Source organism: Sphaerisporangium sp. NPDC005288 (assembly GCF_040607475.1).
GTDB lineage: Bacteria > Actinomycetota > Actinomycetes > Streptosporangiales > Streptosporangiaceae > Sphaerisporangium > Sphaerisporangium rhizosphaerae.
The window spans coordinates 1-10436 of sequence record NZ_JBEXGT010000096.1; the positions used below are offsets into that span (position 1 = coordinate 1).

Here is a 10436-nt window from a genome sequence, read left to right on the forward strand (position 1 = left end):
GCGGGTACGGCGGACGTGACATCGGCACTTGTGAACTCCTCCCAGGACACATCGTCCCAAGCACTCGGCTGTCCACAAGACCGGGGCAACATCACCATTCGCTCGTCCTTGAGCTTCGGTGGCGTGCCGAACTCGTCCATCATCGTCTTGTGGGTATGCCGCAGCCCGTGCGGCGTGAGGCCGCGCGCGATCGGCAGCCAGCACGCCTCGGCCCGGCCGCCGGCACCCCGGCCGCGCGCCGGGATGCCCGGCCACGGCTGGGCCAGCAGCGGCACCGGATGTGGCTCCTCCGGGGCCTTCTTCGGGTACCACCCGGTTGCCGCAGGGTGAAACAGCCAGGTGGCGAAGCCGTTCCGGCGCCAGTGCGCGGCGTTCTCACCGGACGCCCACGCCCGGATGTACCCAAGATCGGCGATCGCCTTCTCGACCCGAAACCGGGTGCCGAGAGCCACCGCATCGGGGCGGTTCAGGACGTTGGAGACCGTACCGGTGGACACCCCAGCGGTGCGGGCCACGTCCACCAGCTTGGCTACCGACATCTACGTGTGTGGAATAGCCACCGAAAGCTGTGTCCTAAAGACTGCGGCTGATGCGTTTGAGCGGAATCTGACGCCATGGGTGATCGAGGATGCCTCGGCCAGTCACGCCGGCGAGGTGTCTCACGAAGCGGGCTTGCTCGTGACCGCGCGGTTCATCGGCCCCCGCCAGTTCGTCAGGGCGGCAGAGATCGACCCACGATATCCCGGCCGTGAGAGCCAGAGTCGGACAGGCGATGAGAACGGTCGCATGGACGCCGCACTCGTAGCGCTCACCCGGGCATATCAGGAGGCTGCTACGGCCGTTCGCGGCCTCTCGGATGCCCACCAAGCGTCCAAGGGGGCAGCACGGCTAGCTGAAGCCCTACGCGAAATGTCCGAGTCCACAGTGCGCATCAGTTTCGACTCTGTGGCACGAGTACGGGACGCTGACGAACGCCGCTGAACGTCCGTACTTGATCATCTAACCTTCTTTTTCTTCTTTGGCGAGTTCCGAACTGCCCTGGGAGGGCTGCTTTCGCGCAGTGCTTTATTGGCCTCGATATTGCGCTGTCCGTTCGAATGGTTTTGGATGTAGGATTCGCGGGGCGGCCTGCTGCTCAACCAAGGCCAGTCGCTTTCCTTCCGGGCCGACGTAAGCGCCTCAGGCAAGCCTAGTTCTACTCTCATTGCGTTGCGCAGTACTCCAAGTAAATCTTGCGTTTGGAACCAGCCGGGATAGTAGTCAACAAAGTGACCTCTTGTTTCGATGGCGCCAGTTACATCCAACAGGGCCCCGGACACCCGATCGGCCAGGTCAGCTACTTCGGGTGTTGCCATCAGCTGAACTTCGAGGAGAACTGGCTGTAAATCATCGTCCCATTTTTGTAAGTAGTCGTTTAGATCTTCCTGAATCCATTCCTCTTCCTCCTCTGAAACTGACTCGCTGCCGTCGTATGACAGGAAGACACCTATCCGATCAACTTCGCGGAGCATGGACTCGGCAAGTACCAGGAAGCTGGCATAAATGCGACGTCGATCGGACAGCCATCGCCGAGCATCGTCGGAGGCGAGGCGTCGTGCCTCGTTGCGTCGAGTCAGCCAGCCGGTAAGTAAGACGCCCCCCAAGCCACCTCCGATGGCGAAGGCTCCCGTCAAGATTGACGGCATCAACTCGGTTGCCATGGTCCGAGGATAGAGAGTGGCAGGACGCCTGGACCGCCGTACGGACTGATATGTCTCGGGGCTGCGGATCATACGGCGCCCGTCTGGTGCCCATTTTGATTGCCGTGAGCGCACTCTTGCAGGTCATGGCGATGTTAACGCGGGACTGTAAAACCGTCGGCTCAGCCTACCCAGGTTCGAACCCTGGACCTGCCACACCAACCCGAAGAGGCCCGTCACCAGCGGAAACGCAGTGACGGGCCTCTTGCTGTCTGTCCGGCTGTTCACGATCGTCAACGGCCGTTCACGGGCGCCTGTCCGGTCGGCGCCGACCGTCGGCGCCGAGTCGCCGAGGCGGAACCATCCCCACTCATCGCCGTTTGCGGCGTCGGGAAGGTGGATCTCGTCGGCGGTCAGATCCGCGGCTTCTGGCACAGGGCACACCAGTCGGCCCGCGGCCAACGATGCTTGGCACGGATCCTCAAGAGGTTGGCGCTGAGAGACATGGTTCGTTCGATCACGCACTGGGATGCTTTGAGTTGCACAAGGTCAAGGGTTTATTGCTACTGATGAACCAGGTGCGTGCGCCCTTTCTTCAACGGGGATGGACCGTCTTGGTGTGAAATGGGGTGTCAGTGCGCTCACGGCCGCTGTTGTCGCGGCCATGGTGACCTTCGACGGTGGCACGATCGATATCGAGCATCTCGCCTAGAACTGTGGAGGGCCGAGGAACATCAAGGTGATCTGGAAACACGGGCCGGATAGCGGCTGTTTCCAGATCATGCCGTGACACGATTATGATAAGGATCAAGAACGTGGCAAAAGTTGCATTACGGTTATCAAAGACACTTCTTGTAGCGCTGATGCTGGTACTTGGCTCGATAGTTGCGATCCAGTCACCAGCATACGCCGGGTGTCAGTCCGTCAGCTTCTCGTTCGTCAAAGACGGAAGTACCGTCTACAGCAAGTCTTGCAGCGGAACCTACAGTCCCGAGGTTATCATCACAGGGTTCCGCTCGACCGGCTGGAGCGGCTATTTCACATATGTGTGCGGGCCGAATATGCCCATCGATTCTTGCGGTGCCGCCACCCGGTATTTCTGCGACGGGGTGTCCTTCGACTTTCCGCCGCTGACGATGCCCCCCTATACGACCCAGCCCACATTTCGGGTAACCAGGCTCGTCCTCTCCCCAACTCGGGGATCTTGGTGTTGATCAGAGGCTGATAACCGGGCCGGCCGCGTGGGGCGCCGGAAGGCCAAGCGACACGCACCGCCCACCAGGGCCATTGCGTTGTCCGGGTGCGGGATCGTCGTCGTCCGGCGCTGCGCGTCGTTGAACGCCTTCCATGCCAGTACGGCCACCAGAAGGGCTGGGGACCTGTTGTGGTCCTGGGTACCTAGGGGAGAAATCTGGGAGAAGATCTTGGAAGCGTTCCCAGTTCAGCCCTGGCCAGACCAACGCTCTAACCTGCGCATTAGTCAATCCGTACAGGTCGGGCAGGTCCCCGGACCTCATTCGGGACGAAGAGGCCGTGGGTTCAAATCCCGCCACCCCGACCCAGCTCAAAGGCCACTTGCGATCATCGCAAGTGGCCTTTTTGATCTCCGTACAGCAACGACCTCTTACGAGCCGTCGAGCGTCTTCCCGAGCCGCTTGAGTGCCTTCCTCGTGGCTTCGGACGTGGCCTCCGTGTAGACGTTCATGGTGACGTCGATCTGGCTATGCCGGAGGATCTGCATCGCCACCCGTGGGTGAACGTCGAGTGCGGCAAGCAGCGTCGCGCAGGTGTGCCGGGTGTCGTGCACGGTGATCCTCCGGACGCCGGCCGCCTCGCACCGAGCGTCGAACTTACGGTTGAAGTGCCGAGGATCGACCGCCGCCCCGGGCCCGCCAACTGCTTGAGACCAGTGACCTATCGATCGATCACATTGCCCGCCGGGCCGGGTTCGGCACCGCCAACTCGCTCCGACAACACCTGCGCACCGCCATCGGCGTCTCGCCCATGGCCTACCGCCGCATCTTTCACGCCAGAAGCACACCCACCCACAAGATTTGACAATTGCTCCCGGTGCAGGTGGTCTGCACGGGTACTTCGGGAATGCCATACGACTGGGCGACGATCAGCGACGCAAGTTCTGCGACATCACGCACGATCAAATCCGGCCGAAATTCTTCCACGACAGCCCGCAGCCCTGGCAGTGCCGCCCGGGCCGACTGCGCCGCCAGCAACCGCAATGCCGACGGCGCGTGCGTTTCAGGACCGAAGCGCTCCGTATCCCGAATGATACGGAATTCGTCGTTCGAAACGTCGTCGAACGCCAGGTGCCGGAGGCCGAACCTGGTGACATACTCCGCCAACGAGCGCGGCGCGGCCAGCGCCACGTGGTGACCGCCTTCCACGCTCGCCGTCACAAACGGGAGCAGCGCCCGTAAATGACTCAGCCGCGCAGTCGTTGAGACAAGGATCTTCATCTAGCCTCCCGAATCCGCCCAGCACAAAGTGATGACGGACGTCGGCGGAGAAGGTTGATGCCTCGACCGCACCACGATCCGATTCCCGCATTGGGAGATCAATCTGGCGGTGTTCGACACTGGCTGGGTGCTTTGCCCAGGATGATCGGCAGCCGGATTACCGACGAATGAGTTCGGGAGCTTCCGAGCCCTCCGCGCCCAGCAGCTCGCGGGCGTCGGCCCGGGCGGCGTCGCTCCACGGGGCGGGTCGCATCGTCGCAGGGTCGATCCGGACGTTCGTGCGCGTGCCCTCGGCGAACATCGTTGTACCGTCGCCGTCGACAAACCGGAAGCCGTACTGAACGCTCGTGGTTCCCAGGTGACGCACCCAGAGCCAGAGGAAGATCTCCCTCACCTCGTTGACGGGATGGTGGTAGGTGAGGGTCAGGGCACGCACCACGTTCAGCGCGTCGCCCGCGTCGGCGGAGGCGCTGACGGCGTACCCCTTGGACCGCCAGTAGGCGTCGATACCACGGTCCAGGAGGGTCGCGAAGCGCGCGTGGTGCAACATCCCGAGCGCGTCGAGGTCATCGAAATAGACCTGCACCGGGGCGACGTGACCAAAGGTCACCGCACTCTTGTCGAACGTCATGTCTCTCCTCAACAAACAAGATCAGGTTCGTCTGGACGCACCTGACGCGCCCAGAACAGCAGTGACAGCGCGCCGCGATGATCGGACGAACGATTCGGGGGCGCTGTTGGGATAAGTCAGAGCCCGAACAGGGCCCCGCCGCCGACAAGCGGCGCGCGCACCGCGCGGGTGTGCTTGACGTACATGCGACGCCCGATGAGGCGCCAGATCGGTCGCGCCGGGAGCGGCATCTCGAGAAGGAACCAGTCATGCTCCACCTGCGTCGCGTCCTCGAGCACGACGCCCGCGAGCAGCATCAGCGACCTGAAATCGCTCGGCAGGTTCTTCATCGCGGCGGCCTATGGGACGCCTCGACGAGGTCCGCATGCCCTGCACCTCCTGCATCGGCGGATGGACGCCCGGCTCCCCGTCGAAAAGCGTGACGCGAGCATCCTTCGTGAAGACCTGCGCCTGCTGGACAAGGTCCCGACGGTGCGCGTTACGCGCGTAGGCGTCGACGAGGTCGCGCAGCATCTGCCGATCGTCTGCCGGACTCACGCCGGCTATTCCGACCCCGGTGCCGGGTCGAGCATCGTGTACAGGTGGGTGATCCGGCCGTTCTCCACGATCGAGATGTCCGCGCCGGTCGCCACCGGCGGCACGCCCTCCGGGCCGAAGGCCCAGGCCAGGTACGTGAGGTTGTCGACGATCCGGACTTCACCGACCGGACGGAACACGAACCCGGGTGCTTCATCCAGCAGGCGTTGGGCCTTGCTGTCGAGCGCGTCCCAGCCGACGACGACCTCCTCCGGATCGGCGAAGGTTACATTCTCGGCGTAGACCTCGCGAACCACCCTGGCACGCGTTTCGGGATCGCGTTCACCGAAGACGTTCAGCAGATTCTTGTGAGCGAGGTCAGCGGCGTGGTTCGCCATATTGAAGGCTCCTTGATTTATGGTGAGGCTTTCTCATGGCCGGCGGCGGTGGCGGATTTGGCCGCCGCCTGTTCGGCGCTGATATCGTCCGGCAGCGCGATGAGCGAAGCCGCGTCGACCAGACGTTATTCGGCGTACGCGCCGGGGTGAAAGAAGTAGCCAGCCCGGTCGCCGGCCGCGAAGCCGGTCACGCCAGGGCCGACCACCTCAACGACGCCAGCCCCCTCGACGCCGAGCACCGCCGCGAGCGGGAATCCGACGTCGCCGCGGCGGACCATGGCGTCAAAGGTTGACGCTGATGGCCTGCTGCCGCAGCAGCACCTGGCGCCGCGTCCGGGCTCGCCCACCTCGGCCTATTCGACGCGCAGGACCGACGGGCCGCCGTGCTCATGGATGCGGATGACGACGGTCAGGCGGACTGGCCCCCGTCCACGTTGAGGGTGGCCCCGGTGATGTAGGACGCGTCCGGTCCGACCAGGAACGCGACGGCGCTGGCGATCTCCTCGGGCCGCCCGTAGCGGCCGAGCGAGGTCAAGCTCGTCATCGCCTCGGCCGCCGGTCCCGATTCCGGGTTCATCTCGGTGTCGATGGCGCCGGGCTGCACGACGTTGACAGTGATGTTGCGGGCGCCCAGATCCCGGGACCAGCCACGGGTGTAGGCCGCCACCGCCGCCTTGGACGCCACATAGTCCGCCCCACCGGCAAAGGGCATGGACGCGGCGCCGGTGCTACCGATCGACACGATCCGGCCGCCGTCGGCCATCAGCGGGACCGCCGCGCGTACAGCACTCGCCACGCCCTTGACGTTCACGTCGAGCTGTCGGTGGAAGATGTCCTCGTCCGCGCTCTCGTCGCCGATGTGCCCGGTGATGAACACGCCCGCCGAGTTGACCAGGATATCGAGCCGCCCGTAGGTGTCGTGCGCCTTCTGCACCAGCTCCCGCACCTCGATGGTCGACGCCTGATCGGGCCCTGACCGCCACAGCCTTCCCGCCCGCCGCCTCGACCTCCTTGACCACCTGGTCGGCTCGTTCCGGGGACGCCGCGTAGCTGAACACGACTCTGGCACCGTCCGCCGCCAGCCGCTTGACGATCGCCGCGCCGATGCCCCGGGACCCACCCGTGACCAGGGCAACCTTGCCTTTCAGGTGCTGAGTCAACTTTCTGCCCTTCGTTCCGTTTCCTGCTGACGAAGAAATAGTAACCGATCGGTTCGGTTACTTGTCACATTACGAACTGATCGGTTACTGTTGCCGAGGAGGTGCCATGGCACAACGAGGACGGCCGTTGGGCTACGAACCTGACAAGGTGCTCGACGTCGCCATGCGGTTGTTCTGGGCCCACGGCTACGAGGGCACGTCGATGTCCGACCTCACCGAGGCAATGGGCATCAACCGGCGCAGCCTGTACGCGGCGTACGGCAGCAAGGAGGGCCTGTTCGAGGCCGCCTTGGCCCGCTACGTCGACGGTCCGGGCGCGTTCCCCCACGCCGCCGTCGAGAAGCCGACGGCGTACGAGGTTGCCGAGTGCTACTTGCGCCAGGCCGTACTGAGCTACACCTGCCCTGAACTCCCCCGGGGCTGTATGACAGTGCAGGCCGGACTTACCTGCAGCGCTGAAGCCGAACCGGTACGCGACGAACTCGCCAGCAAGCGGCGCCTCGGCATCGAGCTGCTGACAAAGCGGCTCGTCCGTGCCGCCGAAGAGGGAGACCTACCGGCCGGCGCGGATCCATCCGCCCTCGCCGGCTACCTCGTTGCACTCAACCACGGCTTCTCCGTCCAGGCCGGAGGCGGGATCACACGCATGGTGCTGATGCGTTTCGTGGATCAGGCCTTGCTGCTGTGGCCCGGACGCCCGAGCTGAAGCGCCGAGTCTCAGCCGACCCCAGACCGCTGCCGCGTTCGCTGTTCTCTGTCGGTGCGGGACCGGTACGCCGGCGGGCCGGCGAGAGGGAACGATCAGCGCCAGCGTCGTTGTTCCCGGGCGTGGCTGGCCCGTGGCTCGACGGCTGCGGTTCGCCGATGCAGGCAACGGAGGACCGACAGGGAACAAGCCGTGCTCTCGCTCGGCTCCGTCATCTCCTCGCATCGCCGGGCGGGGGACGGAAGCGTTGACGTTGCCAGGGTTCAGGCGGCCGGGCACTCACGGAAGCGGTGTGAGCAGAGCCTGAGTGCCCCCGCCATGAGCGGCGAGCAGCCCGCACGCCCGGCTGGGCGGGTGACGCATCCGCCCCGCGGGCGGTTCGAGGGCCGCAAGGTCCCGGGAGACCACCAGGCCCCTGCTGGAACGGCACCGCATGGCCGGTGCTCGACAATCCATTTATCTGGCTGTACCATTTTTTATCCATGCAGATAAAAAAGCAGTCGAGAGACAGCGTCACCAACGCCGCACGCCGCACGCAAATCGTCCGGGCGGCCATCGAGACCATCGTGGAGCTCGGCTACGACAAGGCCACCTTCGCGACCATCACCGAACGGGCCGGCCTCAGCAGTCCCCGCATGATCTCCTACCACTTCGCGGGCAAGCAGGATCTGATCCGGCAGATCGTCGAAGACGTCTACCATGCGGGCGCCGCCTTCATCCTGGAGCGGATCAAGGCTCAGACCACCGCCTCCGGACGGCTGCGGGCCTATCTGGAGGCCAACCTGGAATTCCTCCGGCAGCACCCGAGGGACCTGGCCGCTGTGACCGAGATCGGCCCCCATCTGCGGGACCAGGCCGGTGAGCCGTACTCCAGCGCCGGCCACCAGGAGCCGAGCGTCCAGGGACTGGTCATGCTGCTGGAGGAGGGACAGCGCGCCGGCGAGTTCGGCGACTTCGACACCCGGTCGATGGCGGTGATGATCCGCGCCGCCATCGACGCGGCGGCCCCCCGGATCCGCGGCGAGCACTCGTTCGACTTCGACGCCTACCGCAGCACCGTCGTCGACACCTTCGTCCAGGCCGTTCGACGGGGCGCGCAGCCGGCTTCGGTGGAGCGGTGAGCGGGGTGCACCGCGGCCTGGTGAGCGTCGCGGTCTTAGAGCTCGCCGGACCGCTCGCGATCTTCTACGGGCTCCGGGCGGCCGGGGTCGGCCAGTGGATCGCGCTGCTGGCCGCCGGCGCGCTGCCCGCGGCGCGAGGCGTCCACGACCTGGTCGTCGAGCGGCGCGTCAGCGGGATCACGGTGTTCGTGCTCGGCGCGATGGTGCTCACCGTCGCCATGTCGTTCGTCGCCGGCAGCCCGCGCGTGCTGCTGATCCGCAACGCCTGGGGCACCTGCGCGCTGGGTGTGTGGGCATTGATCACGCTGTGCGGGCGGCGCCCGTTCCTGTACGAGGCCATGCGCGTGATCTCTGATCGCGACAGGCAACGGCAGTGGGAGGCGAATTGGACCGACCACCCGCCATTTCGCCGCGTGCTGCGGGTCGCCACGGCGGTGTGGGGGGCCGCGCTGCTGGCCGATGCGGCCCTGCGCGTCGTCATGGCCGCCACGCTGCCCATCGACGCCGTGCCGCTGCTGGACGATGTCCTGCTGGTGGTCACCCTCGCCGGCCTGCTCGCCTTCCAGCGCGTGTACGGCCGCGCCTACCTGCGCCGTCACGGCCTGCGACTCAAGGGGGTCTCACTGGTTCGCATACCGGGCCAACCATCCGGTATGGCCGGGGAGCCACGGTGAGCGTGATGCTGATCACCGGCGGCGCCGGCGGCATCGGCGCTGCCCTCGCACGACGCATGACACACAAAGGCCGAAAAGTCGTCATCGTCGACAAAGACCGAACACGTGGTGAGCAGGTCGCCGCCGAAACCGGCGCCCGATTCGTGCCGGCCGACGTCTCCCGCCCGCAGGACAACCAGGCGGCCGTGGCCGAGGCGATCTCGGCCTACGGCAGGCTCGACGTGGCCGTGCTCAACGCGGGCATCCCCGGCCAGTGCGGATGGCACGACTTCACCCCGGCCGCCTACCGCACCACCATCGCCACCAACCTGGACAGCGTCGTCTACGGGATCCACGCCTGCCTCCCACACCTGCGCGCAGGCGGCTCCATCATCGTCACCTCCAGCCTGGCCGGCCTCAAAGAAGCTCCCGACCCGTTCTACGCCGCGAGCAAGCACGCCCTGGTCGGCCTCGTCCGATCCACCGCCACACTCCTGGCCCGCGACGGCGTCAAGGTCAACGCGCTCTGCCCAGGCCTGGTCGACACCCCGCTGCTCGACCCGATCCGCCAACTGCTCACCGACGCGGGACACGCCTTCGCCAGCCCGTGCCAGGCGGCCGATGCGGTGGAGGCCATCCTGGCCGGCGGGCGGAGCGGACAGGCCTGGATCCTCCTGAACGGGCGGCCCCCCTACCCGGCGCGATTCCCCGACGTGACGATCAACGAAGAGGGCGGATGATCGCTGTGGATAGCGACGCTGAGCGGGGTGGGGAGTTGGATCTCTACTCGTAGAGCACAAGGCATTCTTGTCAGCCTGGTACCCGAAGGGCCGCCGGCCGCGAGGGATCGGATAGGCGTTGATCGCCCTGGCCGGGGTCGCTTATGCGGGGAGGGTGTCTCCGGGGAAGCCGTGGCAGGGGTGGACCTCGTAGCGGATCATGCCGGCTCGAACGCAGGGGTCTCCGGCCATGATCTCCGCGGCTTCTTCGGCCGGCACGGTCGTGATCGCGACGCCGGCCACGGTGTCGGAGACGACCGGGCACAGGATCGCGATCACCCCCTCGGCGCGCAGCGATACCATGCGTCGCTGGTGTTCG

The 10436-nt window shown here is 65.7% G+C and carries 15 protein-coding genes and 2 pseudogenes; 6 read left to right on the forward strand and 11 right to left on the reverse strand.

What is annotated here, in order from left to right:
• On the reverse strand, positions 1-539 hold a 539-nt coding region (locus tag ABZU32_RS40540), incomplete at its 3' end, for a LacI family DNA-binding transcriptional regulator (RefSeq protein WP_354932008.1).
• Between the two features lie 4 nt (positions 540-543).
• Here ABZU32_RS40540 and ABZU32_RS40545 point away from each other — a divergent pair.
• Complete coding sequence (locus ABZU32_RS40545) at positions 544-981, forward strand: isochorismatase family protein (RefSeq protein WP_354932043.1); 438 nt, start codon at positions 544-546, stop codon at positions 979-981.
• A 14-nt stretch (positions 982-995) separates the two neighbouring features.
• Here ABZU32_RS40545 and ABZU32_RS40550 read toward each other — a convergent pair whose 3' ends face one another.
• Positions 996-1700: a hypothetical protein gene (locus ABZU32_RS40550; protein WP_354932011.1), complete on the reverse strand. Its 705-nt coding sequence runs from the start codon at positions 1698-1700 to the stop codon at positions 996-998.
• Positions 1701-3303: 1603 nt separating this feature from the next.
• The gene (locus ABZU32_RS40555) at positions 3304-3597 is read right to left on the reverse strand and encodes a tyrosine-type recombinase/integrase (protein ID WP_354932046.1); all 294 of its coding nucleotides are present in this window, start codon (positions 3595-3597) and stop codon (positions 3304-3306) included.
• On the opposite strand from ABZU32_RS40555, the pseudogene ABZU32_RS40560 reads away from it, so the two are divergent.
• A pseudogene (locus tag ABZU32_RS40560) lies at positions 3564-3737 on the forward strand (helix-turn-helix domain-containing protein); the annotation flags it as partial. The gene ABZU32_RS40555 and the pseudogene ABZU32_RS40560 overlap by 34 nt on opposite strands.
• Here ABZU32_RS40560 and ABZU32_RS40565 read toward each other — a convergent pair.
• The 7 genes and pseudogenes from ABZU32_RS40565 to ABZU32_RS40595 form a co-directional block, all read right to left on the reverse strand.
• A complete protein-coding gene (locus tag ABZU32_RS40565) occupies positions 3704-4153 on the reverse strand; it encodes a hypothetical protein (protein WP_354932014.1) in 450 nt (149 codons plus the stop codon). The pseudogene ABZU32_RS40560 and the gene ABZU32_RS40565 sit on opposite strands and share 34 nt — an antisense overlap.
• 157 nt (positions 4154-4310) lie before the next feature.
• A complete protein-coding gene (locus ABZU32_RS40570) occupies positions 4311-4784 on the reverse strand; it encodes a thioesterase family protein (RefSeq protein WP_354932017.1) in 474 nt (157 codons plus the stop codon).
• Positions 4785-4900: 116 nt separating this feature from the next.
• Positions 4901-5113: a hypothetical protein gene (locus ABZU32_RS40575; protein ID WP_354932020.1), complete on the reverse strand. Its 213-nt coding sequence runs from the start codon at positions 5111-5113 to the stop codon at positions 4901-4903.
• A 213-nt stretch (positions 5114-5326) separates the two neighbouring features.
• On the reverse strand, positions 5327-5698 hold the full coding sequence (locus ABZU32_RS40580; RefSeq protein WP_354932023.1) for a nuclear transport factor 2 family protein: 372 nt from the start codon (positions 5696-5698) through the stop codon (positions 5327-5329).
• Between the two features lie 125 nt (positions 5699-5823).
• Positions 5824-5976, reverse strand: a complete 153-nt coding sequence (locus ABZU32_RS40585) for an alcohol dehydrogenase catalytic domain-containing protein (RefSeq protein WP_354932026.1) — start codon at positions 5974-5976, stop codon at positions 5824-5826.
• A 131-nt stretch (positions 5977-6107) separates the two neighbouring features.
• Entirely contained in the window at positions 6108-6644 is a 537-nt protein-coding gene (locus ABZU32_RS40590) for an SDR family oxidoreductase (RefSeq protein WP_354932029.1), read from the reverse strand.
• Positions 6645-6729: 85 nt separating this feature from the next.
• A pseudogene (locus ABZU32_RS40595) lies at positions 6730-6858 on the reverse strand (SDR family NAD(P)-dependent oxidoreductase); the annotation flags it as partial.
• 106 nt (positions 6859-6964) lie between these two features.
• Here ABZU32_RS40595 and ABZU32_RS40600 point away from each other — a divergent pair.
• From ABZU32_RS40600 to ABZU32_RS40615, 4 genes are all read left to right on the forward strand, one after another.
• Positions 6965-7564 carry a TetR/AcrR family transcriptional regulator gene (locus ABZU32_RS40600; protein WP_354932032.1) on the forward strand — a complete coding sequence of 200 codons (600 nt, stop codon included), beginning with the start codon at positions 6965-6967 and terminating at the stop codon, positions 7562-7564.
• A 482-nt stretch (positions 7565-8046) separates the two neighbouring features.
• Complete coding sequence (locus ABZU32_RS40605) at positions 8047-8685, forward strand: TetR/AcrR family transcriptional regulator (RefSeq protein ID WP_354932035.1); 639 nt, start codon at positions 8047-8049, stop codon at positions 8683-8685.
• Complete coding sequence (locus tag ABZU32_RS40610) at positions 8682-9359, forward strand: VC0807 family protein (protein ID WP_354932037.1); 678 nt, start codon at positions 8682-8684, stop codon at positions 9357-9359. Before ABZU32_RS40605 ends, ABZU32_RS40610 begins: the two co-directional genes overlap by 4 nt.
• A 5-nt stretch (positions 9360-9364) precedes the next feature.
• A complete protein-coding gene (locus ABZU32_RS40615; RefSeq protein ID WP_354932049.1) occupies positions 9365-10078 on the forward strand; it encodes an SDR family NAD(P)-dependent oxidoreductase in 714 nt (237 codons plus the stop codon).
• A 141-nt stretch (positions 10079-10219) separates the two neighbouring features.
• On the opposite strand, the gene ABZU32_RS40620 is transcribed toward ABZU32_RS40615, so the two are convergent.
• Positions 10220-10436: hypothetical protein (locus ABZU32_RS40620; protein ID WP_354932040.1), on the reverse strand; the 217-nt coding region annotated here is incomplete at its 5' end.